General features: G+C 64.1%; 13 protein-coding genes, 1 tRNA gene and 1 pseudogene. 8 read left to right on the top strand and 7 right to left on the bottom strand.

Annotated features, from left to right (window positions below; genetic code table 11):
* Window positions 1–106 precede the first annotated feature (106 nt).
* Complete coding sequence (locus CO675_RS01560) at window positions 107–895, bottom strand: crotonase/enoyl-CoA hydratase family protein (protein WP_097670859.1); 789 nt, start codon at window positions 893–895, stop codon at window positions 107–109.
* Between the two features lie 104 nt (window positions 896–999).
* Here CO675_RS01560 and CO675_RS01555 point away from each other — a divergent pair, with 104 nt between their 5' ends.
* From CO675_RS01555 to CO675_RS01540, 4 genes are all read left to right on the top strand, one after another.
* Window positions 1,000–1,569, top strand: a complete 570-nt coding sequence (locus CO675_RS01555; RefSeq protein WP_097670267.1) for a TetR/AcrR family transcriptional regulator — start codon at window positions 1,000–1,002, stop codon at window positions 1,567–1,569.
* A gap of 37 nt (window positions 1,570–1,606) precedes the next feature.
* Window positions 1,607–2,365 (top strand): SDR family NAD(P)-dependent oxidoreductase, encoded by a 759-nt coding sequence (locus tag CO675_RS01550; protein WP_097670266.1) that lies wholly within the window; start codon window positions 1,607–1,609, stop codon window positions 2,363–2,365.
* Window positions 2,366–2,477: 112 nt separating this feature from the next.
* On the top strand, window positions 2,478–3,401 hold the full coding sequence (locus tag CO675_RS01545; protein ID WP_097670265.1) for a glutathione S-transferase family protein: 924 nt from the start codon (window positions 2,478–2,480) through the stop codon (window positions 3,399–3,401).
* A gap of 225 nt (window positions 3,402–3,626) precedes the next feature.
* Complete coding sequence (locus tag CO675_RS01540) at window positions 3,627–4,661, top strand: LLM class flavin-dependent oxidoreductase (protein WP_097670264.1); 1,035 nt, start codon at window positions 3,627–3,629, stop codon at window positions 4,659–4,661.
* Window positions 4,662–4,758: 97 nt separating this feature from the next.
* Here the strand turns inward: CO675_RS01540 and CO675_RS01535 are convergent.
* Window positions 4,759–5,019, bottom strand: a pseudogene (locus CO675_RS01535) (porin); the annotation flags it as partial.
* Between the two features lie 290 nt (window positions 5,020–5,309).
* On the opposite strand from CO675_RS01535, the gene CO675_RS01530 reads away from it, so the two are divergent.
* Window positions 5,310–6,092, top strand: coding sequence for a tetratricopeptide repeat protein (locus CO675_RS01530; protein WP_097670857.1), 783 nt, complete (start codon window positions 5,310–5,312; stop codon window positions 6,090–6,092).
* A gap of 27 nt (window positions 6,093–6,119) precedes the next feature.
* Here CO675_RS01530 and CO675_RS01525 read toward each other — a convergent pair whose 3' ends face one another.
* The 4 genes from CO675_RS01525 to CO675_RS39735 form a co-directional block, all read right to left on the bottom strand.
* Window positions 6,120–6,830: a hypothetical protein gene (locus CO675_RS01525; protein ID WP_097670263.1), complete on the bottom strand. Its 711-nt coding sequence runs from the start codon at window positions 6,828–6,830 to the stop codon at window positions 6,120–6,122.
* Between the two features lie 732 nt (window positions 6,831–7,562).
* On the bottom strand, window positions 7,563–9,113 hold the full coding sequence (locus CO675_RS01520; RefSeq protein WP_097670262.1) for a porin: 1,551 nt from the start codon (window positions 9,111–9,113) through the stop codon (window positions 7,563–7,565).
* A gap of 837 nt (window positions 9,114–9,950) precedes the next feature.
* On the bottom strand, window positions 9,951–13,055 hold the full coding sequence (locus tag CO675_RS01515) for a DEAD/DEAH box helicase (protein WP_097670856.1): 3,105 nt from the start codon (window positions 13,053–13,055) through the stop codon (window positions 9,951–9,953).
* A gap of 299 nt (window positions 13,056–13,354) precedes the next feature.
* A complete protein-coding gene (locus CO675_RS39735; protein ID WP_143278857.1) occupies window positions 13,355–13,558 on the bottom strand; it encodes a hypothetical protein in 204 nt (67 codons plus the stop codon).
* Between the two features lie 106 nt (window positions 13,559–13,664).
* On the opposite strand from CO675_RS39735, the gene CO675_RS39730 reads away from it, so the two are divergent.
* Both CO675_RS39730 and CO675_RS01505 read left to right on the top strand, forming a co-directional pair.
* Window positions 13,665–14,003 carry a hypothetical protein gene (locus CO675_RS39730; protein WP_143278856.1) on the top strand — a complete coding sequence of 113 codons (339 nt, stop codon included), beginning with the start codon at window positions 13,665–13,667 and terminating at the stop codon, window positions 14,001–14,003.
* A gap of 237 nt (window positions 14,004–14,240) precedes the next feature.
* Complete coding sequence (locus CO675_RS01505) at window positions 14,241–14,843, top strand: hypothetical protein (RefSeq protein ID WP_143278855.1); 603 nt, start codon at window positions 14,241–14,243, stop codon at window positions 14,841–14,843.
* A gap of 314 nt (window positions 14,844–15,157) precedes the next feature.
* Here the strand turns inward: CO675_RS01505 and CO675_RS01500 are convergent.
* Window positions 15,158–15,232, bottom strand: a tRNA-Gln gene (locus CO675_RS01500).
* A gap of 221 nt (window positions 15,233–15,453) precedes the next feature.
* Between CO675_RS01500 and CO675_RS01495 the strand changes: the two genes are divergently transcribed.
* Window positions 15,454–17,232 (top strand): acyl-CoA dehydrogenase family protein, encoded by a 1,779-nt coding sequence (locus CO675_RS01495; RefSeq protein ID WP_097670259.1) that lies wholly within the window; start codon window positions 15,454–15,456, stop codon window positions 17,230–17,232.
* Window positions 17,233–17,506: the final 274 nt, after the last annotated feature.

Here is a 17,506-nt window from a genome sequence, read left to right as displayed (position 1 = left end):
GATCATCGTGATCGAAATTGATGCGGCTGCGACAACATTGTCACAACCGCAATCCGAGCACGTATCGTGAACGCAACCAGCGCCCATGGGACTAGCGCCCTTGGAACTAGCGTCCCTGGAACACCGCGGCGCGGCGCTCGACGAACGACTTGATGCCCTCGGCCGCATCTGATGTGTTGAGCACGCGTTCGCGGATCTGCGGGATGATCGCAATTGCCGCCTGCTCGCCGGCTTCGATGAACTTGTGGCCCGCCTCTTTCGTCACCTGGATTCCGAGCGGCGCGTTGCGCGCGATGATCTCCGCAAGCGCCATCGCGCGTTCGATCTGCTGACCGGCTGGCACGACTTCCTGCACGAGACCGATGCGATGCGCTTCCGCCGCAGTGAACTCGTCGCACAGCAAAAGGTGATACATCGCATCGCCCCACCCGGCGCGACTGATGTAGCGGAAATGCGCCCCGGCCAGCGGCGCGATGCCGCGCTTGGCTTCCATCTGGCAGAAACGGCTGTCGTCCGCGGCGATGACGATATCGCCGGCCAGCATCATCTCGATGCCGACGGTGAACACGATGCCCTGCACCGCCGTGATGATCGGCTTCCGGCACCGCTTCGACAATCCGAAAGGATCGACGTTGCCCTCGGGCAGCGGCTTGCGGCTCGCGGTCGGACCGAAGAATTTCGGCATGTCGAGACCCGCGGTGAAACTGCCGCCGGCGGCACACAGCACGCCGACCCAGAGACCGTCGTCATTGTCGAGCAGCGTCAGCGCGTCGGACAGCTCAGCCATCATCTCCGGACTGAAGGCGTTCTTCTTCGCCGGATTGTCGATGATGATCTTCAGGATGTGATCATGCCGCTCGTGGCGGACCCGCCCTTCGCTCGCGCTGCCGGACATCTGTTGCTCCCTGCTTTGTGACTGAACATTTTCTGGATGATAGTTGTCATCCAGAAGGATGATGGTCATAATCCAGATGGAGAGTCAAACAGGGGCACCGCGAAATGGGCCATTCCCAGGCCGACAAGGCCAGGAGCCGTGAGCGCATCCTGAACGAGGCTGCGACGCAGATCCGCGACAAGGGGCTCGACGCGCTCAGCATCGGCAGCCTGATGCAGCAGGTGAAGCTGACCCATGGCGGCTTCTATGGCCACTTCGCCTCGCGTTCCGACCTGATCGCCGCGGCGCTGGAACAGGCGCTGACCCTGGGCGAAGCGTCGGCGCGCGCATCGCGCGATCCCGACAAGCCGGTCAGCGTCAACGCCCTGGTGCGAAGCTATCTCAGCCGCGCCCATCGCGACGCGCCGAAGTCGGGCTGCGCGATCGGTGCGCTGATCTCCGATGTGGGCCGCGCCGACGAGCAGTGCCGCGCGGTGATGGAACCACACATCGAATCCTTCATCGCGAAGATCGCCGAGACGTTGGGCGACGATGACGACAGCCGTGCGATCGTCGCCGTCAGCGCGATGGTCGGCGCACTCGCGATCTCGCGCGTCATCACCGATCCGAAGCGGTCCGATGCCATTCTGCGCACGGTGCGCGATGCCATCGTCGCGATGGCGTCAGACCAATGATTTCGCCCGCGCCGCGGGCAGCCTGATGGAGTGAGCCATGAACGACCGATCCGCCCTCGAGCCGACCGCCGTGCAAGGGAGCGTGCTGATTGCCGGCGTCGGCGCATCCAACGGCCTCGGCGCCGCGATCGCGCGCCGCTTTGCCGCCGGCGGCTATCCCGTCGCGATCGCCGGGCGCAACGCCGAGAAGCTCGCCGCGACCGCGGCCGAACTCGCAGCAACCGGCGCCAGGATCGCCCATGTCGTCGGCGATGCCTCGACTGCCGCGGATGTCGCGCATTTCGTCGAGGCGGCCGGGAAGCTCGCGCCGCTGGCGATGGCCGTGCACAATGCCGGCTCCAACCGGCCTGCACCGTTTCTCAAGGTCAGCGAGCAGCGCTTCGAGGAGCACTGGCGCGAACACGCGCTCGGCGGATTCCAGCTCGCACAGGCCGCGATCCCTGCCCTGCTCGCGCGCGGCGGCGGCACGCTGGTGTTCACCGGCGCCAGCGGCTCGCTGCGCGGCAAGGCCAACTACGCGCCGTTCGCCTCCGCCAAGGCCGCGCTGCGCGCGCTGGCGCAGAGCGTGGCGCGGGAATTCGGGCCGCAGGGCATCCATGTCGGCCATGTCGTGGTCGACGGCGGCATCGAGGGCGATCGGCTGCTGAGCCTGCGTCCGCAATTGAAGGACGACCGCGGGCCGGATGGGCTGCTCAACATCACAGCCATCGCGGACGCCTATTGGGTGCTGCATCACCAGCATCGCAGCGCATGGACGCTGGAGCTCGACCTGCGGCCATGGGCGGAACAGTTCTGACGGCACGGCGCCATCGTCGTTCTCCCGCGGAAATGGGTTGCGATCCGCCGGAATCTTGTCAGGCTACCCGACAAGGTCCGAGGAGATCGCAGCCCTGTCCCGGGAGAAGGCCATGTCGCAGCCCACGCCGATCCTGCATCATTTCGATCAATCGCCGTTCTCCGAGAAAATCCGCGTCATCTTCGGATTCAAGAAGCTGGCCTGGAACTCGGTGCGAATCTCCCGGATCATGCCGCGGCCGGATCTGATGCCTATGACCGGTGGCTATCGCCGTACACCGACGATGCAAATCGGCGCGGACATCTATTGCGACACCCAGATCATCATCCGCGAACTGGAGCGGCGCTATCCGACACCGACGCTGTTTCCCGCGGGCAATGCCGGGATGCCCTGGGCGCTCGGCATGTGGACCGACCGGCCGTTCTTCCAGAACACGGTCACCCTCGCGTTCGGCGTCATCGGCGACAAGGTTCCGCAGGATTTCATCGAGGACCGCGAGAAGCTGCGTGGCGGCAAGTTCGACGTCGCCGCCATGACCGCAGCGCTGCCGCAGATGCGTGACCAATTCCGCACCAACATCGACTGGATCGAGGCCCAACTCGCCGACGGCCGATCATGGCTGTTCGACGAGTTCAGCCTCGCCGACGTCAGCGCCTACATGAACGTGTGGTACGCACGGCAGAGCGTCGTCACGATCGACGAGATCATCAAGCCCTTGCCGCGTCTCGCGGCCTGGGAGGAGCGCATCCGCGCCATCGGCCACGGCGCGCGTACGGAGATGTCGTCAGGCGACGCGCTCGAGATCGCGGCGAAGGCGCAGCCGGAGACGCCGGTCTTAAGCGACCCCTTCGATCCGAACGGTCGCAAGCCCGGCGACATCGTCAGCGTCATGCCGGATGACTACGGCAAGATCCCGGTCCGCGGCGAGATCGTTTCGCTGTCGGCACAGCACATCGCGATCCGCCGGTCCGACGAACGCACAGGCGAGGTCGTGGTGCATTTCCCGCGGGCCGGCTTCCTGGTCATCCCGGGCTGATCGCCGCAGCCTCGGCTGCAGGCCGGATACAAGCGACCCGGAAACGCTGCGTTTCGCGGCGTGATCTTGCCGGGCCGCGAACAGGCAATACCTCCACAGTATCTCCAACCGAAGGCTCCACAGCGCCGGCTTGCGGACAATTCCCGCAGCAATACGACCTCTCGGCCTGCGTGCGATGGGTGGCCCGTGGCGGATGCTCCGCCACGCCGACAACCGGACTATGTAATGACGACCTCTCTCGAATTCGGGCTCGACACATTCGGCGACGTCACCAACGACGCTGCCGGCGCGCCGCTGCCCCACGCCCAAGTCATCCGCAACGTCGTCGACGAGGCGGTGCTGGCCGATCAGCTCGGGATCGATTTCATCGGGCTCGGCGAGCACCACCGGGCCGACTTTGCGATCTCCTCCCCCGAGACCGTGCTGGCGGCCATCGCCGCGCGCACCCAAAACATCCGCCTCGGCTCGGCGGTGACCGTGCTCAGCTCGGACGATCCGATCCGCGTCTTCCAGCGCTTCGCCACCGTCGATGCGGTCTCGAACGGCCGCGCCGAGGTGATCCTCGGCCGTGGCTCGTTCACCGAATCGTTCCCGCTGTTCGGCTTCGACCTCCGGCAATACAGTGAGTTGTTCGAGGAGAAGCTCGACCTGTTCACCGAGCTCCTGAAACAAGAGCCGGTGAACTGGGAAGGCAAGCTGCGGCCGCCGCTCAAGGGCCAGTCGGTCTATCCGCCGGTCGAGCACGGCCGGCTGAAGACCTGGATCGGCGTCGGCGGCAGCCCCGAATCGGTGGTGCGCGCGGCGCATTATGACCTGCCGCTGATGCTCGCGATCATCGGCGGCGATCCCAAGCGGTTTGCGCCCTATGTCGACCTGCACCAGCGCGCCTACCAGCAGTTCGGCCGGACGCCGAAGCCGATCGGCGTGCATTCGCCGGGCTACGTTGCCGAGACCGACGCGCAAGCCCGCGAGGAGCTGTGGCCCGACTACAAGGTGATGCGTGACCGGATCGGCAAGGAGCGCGGCTGGCCGCCGATGGGCCGCGACGAGTTCGTGGCCGAGGCCGAGCACGGTTCGCTCTATGTCGGCGCGCCGGAAACCGTCGCCCGCAAGATCGCCGCGACCGTGAAGGCACTCGGCGCGGCCCGCTTCCAGCTAAAATACTCGGCGGGCCCGCTGCCGCACGAGAAGCTGATGAAGAGCATCGAGCTCTACGGCCGCAAGGTGGCGCCGATGGTGCGCGACATGCTCGCCGCCTGATCGGCGAGAGCGAGCCCTTGAGCGAGCCCTTGCAAAGCAAAACCCCCGGCGTTTTGGCGCCGGGGGCTCTGTTAGATCTCAGTCAGGTCAACCGGGATCACCAGTTGCGCTGGACTTTGAGCATCATGGTCAGGGTGTTCTGATCCTTCAGCTCGTACAGGGCAGCCGGCTTGCCGACGGCAGCTGCGCCGTTGGGAACAACGCCCGCGTACTTCTGGTCCAGGTGGGTGTAGGTCAAGTCACCCGTGAAGGTCAGGTTCTTGACGGGGGTCCACTGGGTCTGCGTGCCGATCTGCGCGATGTTGTAGTCCGGGTTGCAGGAGGTCATGCCTGCGACAGCCGCACCGAGGAACAGCACCCGAAGTACCACCCACACCGTTGCCGCCGGGGCGCGGACGAGGGTCTTGGCGCACCGGTGCCGCCGAAGATGGTGTTGGCGCCAGCCGGACCACTGAGGTCGTGGATGTTGTAGCGCGTCGCAAGCGGATTGCTCCGGTTGTCCTCATGTCGTGCTTTCACGAGACTTTTGATGGACGCGCAGAGGGGCGCGGGCTAAGGCTCAATGACATTCTCTCTCGCATCCTCCGGAAGCTTCCCGTGAGTGGCAGGCAAAACAATTTCCTCGCTCAAGCGCTGCAACAAGGCGCAATGGCGTTACGAACGCAGCAGTTCGCTCAGGCGGAGCAGATTGCAGTCAACATCCTGAAATCCAGCCGCACGGACAGGAACGCGGCGCTTCTGCTCGCCCATGCGTTGAGGGGACAGAAGCGGGAAGCCGAGGCGATTGCGCCGCTCGAGCGGGTTGCGCGCCGCGGCGACGATGGCGAGGTCGAGACCTTGCTTGGCGCATTGTTGTGCGGTGCGGGGCGGGCCACGGACGGCTTGGCACAGCTTCGGCGCACGGTTGCACGCCGCCCGCCATATCTCCCTTCATTTCAGGAACTCGCCGGGCAGCTCGCCAAGGCCGGTCAATACGACGAGGCGATCGACACGGTCGAGGCCGGCCTCGCGCTGGCCCCTGACAGCGTCGATCTGAAGCTTGATCTCGGGCGGCTGCTGCATGATACCAATGACTTCGCGCGGGCTGCGCGTGTCCTGACCGCCGCGCGCGATGCTGCGCCGGGACGCCCCGACATTCTCAACCAGCTCGGGCGGGTCCTGATCCTGCATGGCGACTACGCCGCGGCCGCGGATGCTTTCCGCCGCGTGCTCGCCCAGTACCCTGACGATCGCTCGACCCGCGCCTACCTCGCCACATCTCTCTTCGAGCAGGGTGAGCGCGACGCTGCCGAGGCGGCGCTGCGCTCCGTCATTCGTGGTCAGCCCCAGCTTCTGGGACGCGCGGCGTTCGTCATGGCCGCGGGATCGCGTGGCCGCTTCTTCTTCGCGCAGAGCGACGCTGCGCGATTCCTCGGCGGGGAAGCAGGCTGAGCGGATCGGAGGAAGCGCCGTCGCGCCTCAAGCCCTGAAGTTTCTGCGGTAGAGGTTGGGCTGTCGCTTGAGCTCACCCCGGAACGCGCCGACGCGCTTGGCTTCCTCCGCGGTGAACGACGATGCCTGCGCAGTCCAGTCGTCGCGCTTGACCGGAATGCATTGCGCGATGGGGGTCCCCTTGGGGAGGACACCTCGGAAATTCCGGTCGTGCCAGTACGCCGGGAAGTGCACCCAATTGTCGATATAGAGGTCGGAATTGACCAGGCCGCTGAGCGTGGTGAAGGGCAGGTCGAAGCGGTTGACGGGATGCGTGAAGTAGATCGCGTAGCCTTCGGGCGCCTCGACGGTCCACAGATTGTGGAATTTGAGAAAGAAGCGGCCCGCTTCGAACAATGGTGTGCCGCTGACCTGACCCGGGTCGTGAAATCCGATCGGCGAGCGCGGAAATTCAGGTGTGCCTCCCGGTGGCAGGTCGTGGTCCCAGGTGATTTCGCCGTCCGCGACCTTGAGATCGCAGACCAGTGGCAGCAGGAACCCGCAGGTCATCGCGTCCACGAATGGCGGGCAGCGCTTGATGGTGTCCTCGTCGTGCAGGTTGATCGAGGAGAAGGCCTTCGCAGGCATGGCCTTGAGCCAGTCGGGAATGCCCTGCGCTGCCGGAATGGGCCGCGGTATCAGCCCCTCAAGCTCCGCCGGGCAGCGGAAATTGAGCGTCAGCTTGTTGGTGGTGGACATTGGGCGCTCCGATCTCCTGACGGACTACATCAATGCGTCGCAGCCATTCAAGCGCGTTTTCGCGAACAAGCGTGAACGTCCACGGTCGCTAACAGACGAAGAAGTGGCTGGAGGACAGGGTTTTTTGTTGTCTCTGATACACGCCAGCGGAACGACTATGGGCTTAAAAGCTCTTTATCGGCTTATGGAATTCCGGGGAGAACAAGCTTCAAAAATCTCGTTATGCTGGAGCGCTCGTTTAACGAGCGTTAGATCAATTTGTAACTCGCCTTATAGACGCTCCCTATGAGCATTTGCGAATCCCTGCGATTCCATTTTGCATAGCCCTTCGTCGAGATAAACGGATCAGCTGAACTCTCGGCTCAGAGGTTAGGTTTTGCAGGATGATAGGTGAACGGGTCTGCCGCCCATCCTCGGCCATGTCGCTCCAGCCAACCCATCGCCACTAACTTTCGGCACGTCGGATTGACGCGCTGTATGGAGGCTCCCTCCCCGAAGATGCGCTCAGCAAGTTGGCGCTCTGTGAGACCTGGCTGCTCGCGGATCATACGAACTATTTGTTGGGCTACCGTCATGGCAGGACAAACGTCCGCCGTGGACTGGTCTGCGTCAATGCCCCAATTATGACGTCGCGCGAAAGAAAAATGGCTAGCGAGCAGTCACCACCGGGCAAAGCAAAACCCCCGGCGTTTCCACCGGGGGCTTGTTAGCTTACAGTCAGATCAACCGGTATCACCAGTTGCGCTGAGCGCGGAGCAGCAGCAGGACCGTGTTCTGGTCCTTCAGCTCGTAAAGAGCAGCAGGCTTGCCGAGCGCGGCGCTGGGCGCCGAGACCGTACCAGCGTACTTCTGATCCAAGTGGGTGTAGGTCAGGTCTGCCGTGAAGGTCAGGTTCTTGACCGGGGTCCACTGGGTCTGGGTACCAATCTGCGCGATGTTGTAGTCGGGGTTGCAGGTGGTGATCGCGCCGCCCAGAGCATTGAGGGTGGTACGGACGGAGCCGCCCACGCCACCGACGCCGCAGAGCAGGGTCTTAGCCGTATCGTTGTAGGTGATGCCGGCGTAAGCACCGTAGATCGAGGTGTTCCAGTAGGGGCTCCAGTTGTGCACGTATGCACCGCGGAAACCCCAGGTCGTGACCAGCTGCTGCCCAGTGTTCACGCCGCCGATGGCACCGAACACGCTGTCAGGAGCAACGCCGAGACCAACGCTCTGGTACGCGCCGGGCAGATTGGTTCCACCATAAATGGTGTTGGCACCAGCCGAACCAGCGAGGTCCTGGATGTTGTAGCGCGTCGCACCGTTGGTGTAGACGCCCTGCAAGTTGATGGTGTCGCCAGGTCCAGTCGGGATGTTCTTGATCGACAAGGCCAGCTGACCAGCCCAGCCCCACTTGTCGTCCGGGTGACCGGTCAACTCAGTGCCGCCGTAGTAGGCCGCGTGGTTGTCATGCGCCGCGAACGACGCCTGGAACAGACCCCAAGCCTGGTCGACGCGCAGCATCGCGACGAGGTCCGGAGAAATCGTGCCAGCGTAGTCGCTGGTGCCGTAAGCGCCACCCGCGAGGATGTTGTTCACACCAGCCTGGTAGTAGGCTGTCTGATCCTGAGCCGACAGAGACAGCGACACGCCGTTGCCGAACTGAGCGGTGTAGGTGAACTGGTTCACACCAGTGATCGTACCGCCGCCGCCGACGAGACCGTCGTAGTTGTTGCCCGGATAGTTGGCCCACGGAGCCGAGAACTGCGAGACCGCCTTACCCATGGTGAAGCCGGCGAACTGGATGAAGGCGTAGTAGACGCCGACCGTACCGCCAGCAACCGCACCGGAGTTCGCGTTGTTCGGAGCCTGGACCGTGCCGATCGGCGAGTAAACGGTCGCGCCGTTGCCCTGGCCGGCGTAGGTGTCCGTCGTCCACGAGAACGTCGCATCGAAGAAGGTACGAACGACACCGTATTCGGTCGCCGTACGGGTATCGATGTTCAGGTCTTCACGAGAGCGCCAAGTGTAGCCGTTGGTGAAGCGGTTGTTCGCCGCGCCAGCGCCCGAGGTGTTACCCGTGTTGTCCGAGTTGGTGTTCGCCAAAACGTCCACACGCAGGTAGCCGCCCAGCTTGATACAGGTATCGGTGCCCGGGATGTAGTAGAAACCGGGACCATACAGGGAGCAAACCTTCACGTACTCGACCGCTTTGGCCTTGACGGGAAGATCGGCCGCCTGAGCTCCGCCGACCGCGACGAGAGCCGCCGCCGAGCCGAGGATAAGGCTCTTAACCATCTTCATGTTAAACCTCCAAGTTGCTCTATCTCAGGGAAGGTTCCGGTTCCGCCGGGTAAAACACCCTCAGGTTGGTTCCCTTTGTCCCTTAAATCCCCGCTCAGTCGCTTCGCGCCTTCGGACACACCCGCATGAACGCGAGGGACTTAAGCGAACCACCTAGAACGGGACGACCTTGGGATGCCCCCCTCCGTCGCAGTTCCATATGAGACAGAAGGCCCCCGATCACGCAACAAAAGACCGCTCGCGTGGAGGTAAGTTGCGGCTGTTTTCGGGCAAATGTTGCACAAATATCACGGGCATTTGAACTGCGGCATTTCGTCAAGACATTGAAATATAAAGACAATATTTGAGATACCGCTAGCGGGCACAAGTTTGGGCAACACCGGGCGGAACGGTGTGCAAAACGCGTAGTCCTACGGAGAAAACGAAAATCGAAGCCCGTTCGGGCGTCGCTGATTCCGTCTCCGTGCTCAATAATTCGGCCCGAAAATGGCGGTATCTGAACGACATAGCCCGCCCCAAATACCGTCGACTCGCGCCTGGAAGGGGGCATTCCGATTGCTCGGAGCAGGCTGGAAGACAGCGGACGGGCCGCCTCACATGTGCACTACCGGCGCTACATGTCACCGCGATGTCAGCACGCGGAATCAGTCGATTTGTTCTCCGTAGCCACCGCGCGACGAAATATCTCCACTGCGCGCGCGATGCACTCACACGACGCGAAGCAGCCCGATGCAGTCGCGAGTCTCGTCGCTGAAGTGAGTCAGAAGGCGCCGCGAAGCAGCGGCGCGATCGTTCGCATCAGGGAACGCCGACGACGAGGGCGGAGTAACGTCGCACTCACTCGTCCAAAATATCGAGCAGATCATCGATCCGCTCGAACGGCGGCTCGTTTGTCTTGCCTGAATAGAAGACGCGATCGCCGTCGCGTTGGAGCGATCGTGCCCTCGATTTAGGCAGCCTCCCCGGAAGGAACGTCGCTGCGACGGCCTCCGGCCCGACGTCGAGCCTCACGATACCCCGCCGCTTGCAATCGATCCGGAGCCTTGCCGCTGCAAAGAAATCCCGGGCGGCCGACGGCAGCTTGCCGAAGCGGCGAGAGGTCTCTTCCTCCAGATCTTCCAGATCGTCTTCGCTCCGGCATCTGGCGACCCGGCCATAGATTTCAAGGCGCATGGATTCCGATTGCACATAACTCCGGGGCAGCAGATCCGCGAGGGGAAGGTTGAGATCGGGCACCCAAAGATCCGCGGCCCGGTCGTTGGTCTTCTCCGACGCCTGTTTCAGAAGGTGGCTGTAGAGCACCGGCCCGAATACCTGCACGTGGCCGGATTGCCGCTCGGAAAGCAGATCTCCGGCACCTCTGAGATCCAGATCGCGCTCGCTGATCGCGAAACCGGCGCCTGGTTTGCTGAACTCCTCGAGAACGGCCAAACGCCTGCCCGATTGCTCCGAATTCGTTTCCGTCAGCATGTACGCGAAGGCGCGCGTGCCACCGCGTCCCACCCGCCCTCTGAGTTGGTGGAGCTGGGCCAGACCGAACTTCTCCGGCCAACAGACCACGATGGTGTTCGCCCGGGGAATGTCGAGGCCGCTTTCCACGATGTTGGTCGCGAGCAACACGTCGGCCTCGCCTTCGACGAAGCTCATCATTCGGTCGTCAAGCTCGTCGGCCGGCAGCTTGCCATGCAGGCAAACGATGCGCAGCTCGGGGGCCACCGCCTGCACGCGCGCCAGCAGCGGATCCAGATCCTGGATGCGCGGACAGATCAGGAAGCTCTGTCCGTGACGTCGCTGCTCGCGCAGCAGGGCAGCGGCAATGGCGGCGTCCGAAAGCGGCGCGATCTTGGTCACGACCGGAAGCCGATGCACCGGCGGGGATGCGATCACGCTGAGGTCCCTGAATCCGGCGAGACCCGCCGCAAGCGTGCGCGGGATTGGCGTGGCACTCATCCAGAGCGTATGGACGCTCTTCGCCAGGCCCGAGAGCTTGGCTTTCTCCGCCGCACCGAAGTGCTGCTCTTCGTCGACAATGACCAGACTGAGCTTGGCGAATTTCACGTCCTTCGCGGCGATCGCCTGGGTGCCGACCACGATCTTCATCTTTCCGCTTCGCAGGGCTTCCTTCGTCTGCTTCATCTCCGCAGCCGACGTCGCGCGCGACAAGCTGCCGACGTCGATGCCGAGCGGAGCAAACCGTTTGCGGAACGTCACGACGTGCTGCCTTGCCAGAACGGTCGTCGGCACGACGACGGCAACCTGCTTGCCCGACAGGGCAACGGCCGCCGCCGCGCGCAACGCAACCTCGGTCTTGCCGAATCCGACGTCGCCACAAACGACCCGGTCCATCGGATGACCCGACGCAAGATCATCCAGCACGTCCCGGATCGCCTTTGCCTGGTCGACCGTCATGAAATACGGAAAGCGCGCGACGAACCGCTCGTATGCGGGACCGGGAGCGACCAGCTTGGGCGCGCGCCGGCGGCGGCGCTGTGCGATGTGTTTGGCAAGCGCCTTGGCGGCGACCTGAATCTCCTGCTCCGCCCTGGTGCGTCGCGCCCACCACGTGCTTCCGTCCGCCCTGTCCAATGTCAGTCTGCCGCGCTCCGCCGCATACGGCCAGATCAGCGCAAGGTCGGCGGGCGGAACGAGCATGGCGTCATCCCCGGCAAATGCCAGGCGGATCATCTCGCGCGATGACCCCTTCCCCATGTCGTAGGTCTGCAAACCATCGAGCACGGCCAGCCCGCGCTGCAGATGAACGACCACCGAACCGCGCTCCGGCACGTCGGGATGATCGAAAGCCGCGCTCCAGGCTCTTGCCATCGGCTGCGGATGATGCGCCCGGCTGCCGAGCACATCGGTCGCCGTCACGACCACAAGCGGCTTGCGGCCCGAGCCGATGAAGCCGGTGTCGAAGTCGGCGAGCAGCCCCGCTTCGCCGCCCCGCCCCTTCGCCGCCTCGCTCCAGTCAGCGACGCGCTCCGCCTTGATCCCGCTCATGCGCTCCATCGCACGCAGGTCGTCCTCGACCGCCGCAACGAGCAGCAGCCGCGATCCGGCGCGCTCCGTGTCGGCGACGAATGCACGGAACGCCTTTCGCGACGAGGCGACCTTCGAGAAATCAGGCGTCGCGGTGAACGCCGCCTTGCGGGGCAGCGCACTCATATGTTTGTTCAGCCGCTTCCAGTCACCGGGCCCCAAGTACTCGCGGTCTGCCTCTCGGCGGCCGGCCGCCTCCTTGATCGTGCTCAGCCAGCTGTCGGCATGACCTGCAACTCCCGCGTCCGCGATCCAGCGGGCGCGCGGGCAATAATCCGGCAGCGCCGCCCGCTGCGCCCGCTTGCCTCCCAACGCGATCCGTTCCGACATCGGATCGATCAGCAGTTCCTGGGTATCGAACACGACGTCGTGTTCGTTGGGGTCTACGCCCGCGATCCTGCGGATCACCTCACCGGAATGCTCGATTCTGTACGGCCCAAGCGCGCCGGCGGGAAACACTTCGAACGTCATTCCGTGGAACAGGACGCTTCCAGGATAGTCAGCCTCTTCGTCGAGATCGTATCCGAGCGATTCCAGACGATCCTTGAGATCCTGCTCGGCATAGCGCGCACCGACCTTCAGGCTGATGCTGAGGCGGCCCCAGCTCGCGGGCAGCGGCAACCGTTCCATGATCGCCTCGGCCGTCGACACCAGGAAGACGGGCTTCCTGCTCTTCGCAAGACGCCGCAACACCGAGCTCCGCCGGCCGGCGATCTCGCGCGACGGCTCCAGCCCATCGAACGGCAAGGTGTTGAGCCGCGGGAACACCAGCACCTCGAGCGACGGATCGAGTGAATGCAGCACGCTGCCGAGGCGCTCCGCCCTGTTCTCGCTTTCCGCAAGGAAGACGATGCCGTCACGGCCGGACTTCTTCCATTGCTCGAGAAGATGCAGCGCCAGCATGCCGAGTGGCGAGGAGGAGGAGATCCCGGAACGCGTCGATCCCTTGCTGTTCTTCTTCGCGCCAGCAGCCGCGCGGGCCTTCTTGGTCTTCGCCACGTCAAATCCATCGTTATTGCGCAAGTTCGATCGCCCGGAGAAAAGCATCTCAGGTCAATCGCGGGCCGCCGGCGCCCCCCGACGCACGTGGCCAGCGCCCTCATTACAGCCTCGCAATCGCGTTGAATAGCGGCGGGTTCGGGATCAGTGCGGCATCGGGGCGTGTCTCGCTCCGCGCCACCATCCTGACTGCAATGCAGCCCTCACATCGGATCGCGCCACCCGGGCGTCGAGAACTCACTCGCTTGAAAAATCACAGCAAGCCAGCTGCAAGTCGTGCCAGCTCGAATTGTCTTAGGGGTGTGAGCCACCTCGGCGCCGATGCCGACGACGACGCGCAGGGCTGTTCGCCTTGCGCGGCGAACAGTTTCGATTGTCTTGAGACGTTCCTGCAAGGTCTTCTTCATCGCCGTCCCATTCACAGCCATTGAACAAGACGTTTCGGACATCGCGGGGCCGTCAGGCGGTCGCGCGGTGCTGCAGTGTCACGCAACAAAAACAGGGAAGGTTATCATGAAGGCGAACTCGTTCGCCGAACGCGTGCTGGGCACGACCTCGCTGATCGTGTTGTCGGCCGCCGCCATGATCGGAGCCCAGCAACCGGCTGCGGCCCAAACCGGCATCTACGGCGGCGGCAGCACACTGTCGTCGCTGGCGCGCTGCGGCAGATCTTCGACTGCTATGCGGGCGCGACGCTGGCTGATCCGGGCCCCATTGCCCTGCGCCGCCCGGCGAAACGTAGAGGTGCCGCAGCGGCGTGTTCGAGACGTTGACGATGGTGAAATCACCCGCGTGCGCAGCAGATGGGAGTATCGCCGCCATCGCCGTCACAACAAGCCGTTGATAAGATGAGCGATGCATGTGAGGCGAACGCACTGCGGACATTCACTGCAGCTACCGTGTGGCAGGCGATGAACGATAGCATCGCGCCATTGCAGTTTTATGGTATTTCCCGTTGTAATTGTCTTGCCCGCAATGCGATGCGCGAATGCCTGCGCTCTGCCGGGCGTTCGCGGGCGATTCGGCCAAGCTTGCGTGCGCGGTACACGAGATGCGCTGACGCCACGTCGCGCAACGCGAGCGCTCTCGGTGAACTGCGACGATTCATGTGCCCCTAACCCGCAGAAGCGTTCCGTTCACGCCGAAGTTGGCGACGAGTACCTTCTGACCGGGATGCCTTTCGGCAAGCCAAGTCTGCAACTGGCTCGACAGGGTATGCGCCTGCCAGCCAGCATCGCCCTTGTCCCGCATGGCACGGCCGAAGATCAAGGAGTCTACACGCATTCCGAAGTCGAGACCATGTCGCGTTCGCCCGATTGCCTGACCTTCCAGATCAGGCTTCGCGACCGCTTTGGTGACAACGGGGTCATCGGCGTCGTGATCGCGCGCAAGAAGGACACGACCTACGACATCGACACCTGGTTGATGAGCTGCCGGGTGCTCGGGCGACGGGTCGAGGAAGCCATCATTGCCGAGCTCGTCCGCCATTGCCGTTTGAATGGCGTCGACACGCTCGAGGGAAGCTACCTGCCCACCGCCAAGAACGCGTTGGTGCGCGACCTGTACAAGAAGCTCGGATTTGCGCCGGCCGGCGGCACGGATGACCACCACATCTGGAAGCTGGACATCGCCGAATACGACGTCCCGTCCTTGCCGTTCGAGGTTATTCGCGACAACGCCGCAAATGCCTGAGATCCGGCGTTCGCACGCCGCGCCGCCGACCCCGGAACGGTAGCAGAGGCGACCGGTCCTCGCACCGGCTGGCCGCGCCGCGCTTTCCTAGCCGATGGCAGTCGACGAAAAGGACCGTCGCGGCCGGCAGGCGCGATCGAATCGACCTCCCCCAGCAACGGCTCGCCGAATGGGAACTTGCAGCGACGAGCGAGAGACTTTCAATGCTCTCATCCCGGATGTCGCCCACGTGGCGGAGACTGATGTCAGCGCACGGAAGCCGGTCAGTTTCTGCCCATAGATGTGCTTTTTCAGGTACTTAGCGGCACGATAGATGGCTGGGGCGGGAGGGATCGAACCTCCGAATGGCGGAATCAAAATCCGCTGCCTTACCGCTTGGCTACGCCCCAACGCGCCGATCGAAGGCCACGCCGGGTCTATAGGGTGAGTCCCGCCATTTCAACAGGGCGGCGCGCGAAAAGGCACGAAAGCCGCAAGTTGATACCGGCACCCTCATTATAGGGCGACGCTGCGCTGGCCGAAACAGACCGGGCGATGTCCGCTCGGACAGTTGAGAGGCCGCTTGTTTCATGGGAAGACAATTTCCAAACGCCTCGTCGGGAGTAACGCCATGACCTACCGCGCGCCGATCAACGATATCCTGCTGTCCCTCAATCATGGTGCGGGGCTCGCAGCCGCCGTGGCGGCCGGCCATTACGGCGATTTCGACGGCGACATCACCGCTGCGGTGCTGGAGGAAGCCGGCAAGTTCGCCTCCGATGTGCTGGCGCCGCTGAACAAGGTCGGCGACGAGCACGGCATCAAGCTCGACAACGGCAAGGTGACGACCGCGCCCGGCTGGCCCGACGCCTATCAGCGCTGGACCGCCGCGGGGTGGAACGCGGTGTCGGGACCGGAAGCGTTCGGCGGCCAGGGCCTGCCGCTCGCGATCAACGCCGCCTGCACCGAGATCTGGAGCGCATCGAACGTCGCCTTCGGCCTCTGCCCCTTGCTGACGCTGTCCGCGATCGAGGCGCTCGATGCCCATGGCAGCACCGAATTGAAGAAGGTCTATCTCGAGAAGCTCGTCACCGGCGAATGGACCGGCACGATGCAGCTCACCGAGCCCAACGCCGGTTCCGACGTCGGTGCGCTGCGCACCCGCGCCGAACGCGCACCCGACGGCACCTACCGCATCAAGGGCACCAAGATCTTCATCACCTATGGCGAGCACGACATGACCGACAACATCGTGCATTTCGTGCTTGCGCGATTGCCCGATGCGCCCGCCGGCACCAAGGGCATCTCGCTGTTCCTGGTTCCGAAATTCATGGTCAATGCCGACGGCTCGCTCGGCGCGCGCAACGACATCCATGCCTCCGGCGTCGAGCACAAGCTCGGCATGCACGCCTCACCGACCTGCACCATGACCATGGGCGACAAGGGCGGCGCGATCGGCTTTCTGATCGGCGAGGAAAACGCGGGCATGCGCTGCATGTTCACGATGATGAACCAGGCGCGGCTCGGCGTCGGCCTCGAAGGTGTCGGCATTGCCGACCGCGCCTATCAGCAGGCGCTGGCCTATGCGCAGGAGCGCCGCCAGGGCAAGGCGGTCGGCCACAAGGGCGACGGCATGGATCCGATCATCGTGCATCCCGACGTCAAGCGCATGCTGATGCAGATGCGCAGCATGACGGCGGCGGCGCGCACGATCTGCTACGCCACCGCGGTCGCGCTCGACGTCTCGGTGCGTGCCAAGGACGCCAAGGTCCGCGCCGACGCTGCGGCGCGCGGCGCATTGCTGACCCCGATCGCCAAGGCGTTCTCCACCGACATCGGCAACGAGGTCGCCTATCTCGGCGTGCAGGTGCATGGCGGCATGGGCTTCATCGAGGAGACCGGCGCCGCGCAGCATTACCGCGATGCTCGCATCACCTCGATCTATGAGGGCACCAACGGCATCCAGTCGATCGACCTCGTCACCCGCAAGCTCGGCGCCAATGGCGGCGCTTCGGTGTGGGCGCTGCTCGACGAACTCGCCGCCACCATCAAGCAGGTCGAGACCTCCAACGATCCGGCATTCGGCACCGCCGGCGCCAAGCTCCGCGATGCCCATGCCGCGCTGGAGCGCACCAGCAAATGGCTGCTCGAGCGGCTGGCCTCCGCGCCGAACGAGGCGCTGGCCGGCGCAACGCCCTATTTGCGGCTGTTCGGCGCCACGCTCGGCGGCTGCATGCTTGCCAGCGAGGCGCTGGCCGCGAAGGCCAACGGCGAAGCCGAGCTGCAGCGCTACGTCGCACTGGCGCGCTTCTTCGCCGAGAACATCTCGGTGCAGGCGCCGTCGCTGGAAAAGACGGTGACGGAGAGCGCCGAGGCGGTGACCGGTGCGGACGCGGTGCTGGCGGGGTAGGCCTCGCAATCTCGCCCGGGCAGAACTCATCGTGGTCGTCCTGGCGAAAGCCAGGGCCCATAACCACCGCATTTGATCGTGAACGAGATCCTGGCCCCGGCGTCGCGCAACAATGCGCATTTGGGGTAATGGGTCCTGGCTTTCGCCAGGACGACAGTGAATGTGTGGCGCCACCTACATCCTCAACCGTCGTCCCGGCGAAGGCCGGGACCCATAACCACAGGATTGGGTTGGTGAGGAAAGCTGTGGCCACAGCGTCGCGTAACAATCACCT

The sequence above is a fragment of the Bradyrhizobium sp. C9 genome, assembly GCF_002532045.1.
In the GTDB taxonomy this organism is placed as follows: domain Bacteria; phylum Pseudomonadota; class Alphaproteobacteria; order Rhizobiales; family Xanthobacteraceae; genus Bradyrhizobium.
This window is presented reverse-complemented; position numbering and strand designations above follow the sequence as displayed.

What these genes read in the sequence shown, in the direction of transcription:
- CO675_RS01560 (WP_097670859.1), bottom strand. Translation starts at nt 895, where the DNA reads ATGTCCGGCAGCGCGAGCGAAGGGCGGGTCCGCCACGAGCGGCATGAT.
- CO675_RS01555 (WP_097670267.1), top strand. Translation starts at nt 1,000, where the DNA reads ATGGGCCATTCCCAGGCCGACAAGGCCAGGAGCCGTGAGCGCATCCTG.
- CO675_RS01550 (WP_097670266.1), top strand. Translation starts at nt 1,607, where the DNA reads ATGAACGACCGATCCGCCCTCGAGCCGACCGCCGTGCAAGGGAGCGTG.
- CO675_RS01545 (WP_097670265.1), top strand. Translation starts at nt 2,478, where the DNA reads ATGTCGCAGCCCACGCCGATCCTGCATCATTTCGATCAATCGCCGTTC.
- CO675_RS01540 (WP_097670264.1), top strand. Translation starts at nt 3,627, where the DNA reads ATGACGACCTCTCTCGAATTCGGGCTCGACACATTCGGCGACGTCACC.
- CO675_RS01530 (WP_097670857.1), top strand. Translation starts at nt 5,310, where the DNA reads ATGGCGTTACGAACGCAGCAGTTCGCTCAGGCGGAGCAGATTGCAGTC.
- CO675_RS01525 (WP_097670263.1), bottom strand. Translation starts at nt 6,830, where the DNA reads ATGTCCACCACCAACAAGCTGACGCTCAATTTCCGCTGCCCGGCGGAG.
- CO675_RS01520 (WP_097670262.1), bottom strand. Translation starts at nt 9,113, where the DNA reads ATGAAGATGGTTAAGAGCCTTATCCTCGGCTCGGCGGCGGCTCTCGTC.
- CO675_RS01515 (WP_097670856.1), bottom strand. Translation starts at nt 13,055, where the DNA reads ATGCTGGCGCTGCATCTTCTCGAGCAATGGAAGAAGTCCGGCCGTGAC.
- CO675_RS39735 (WP_143278857.1), bottom strand. Translation starts at nt 13,558, where the DNA reads ATGAAGAAGACCTTGCAGGAACGTCTCAAGACAATCGAAACTGTTCGC.
- CO675_RS39730 (WP_143278856.1), top strand. Translation starts at nt 13,665, where the DNA reads ATGAAGGCGAACTCGTTCGCCGAACGCGTGCTGGGCACGACCTCGCTG.
- CO675_RS01495 (WP_097670259.1), top strand. Translation starts at nt 15,454, where the DNA reads ATGACCTACCGCGCGCCGATCAACGATATCCTGCTGTCCCTCAATCAT.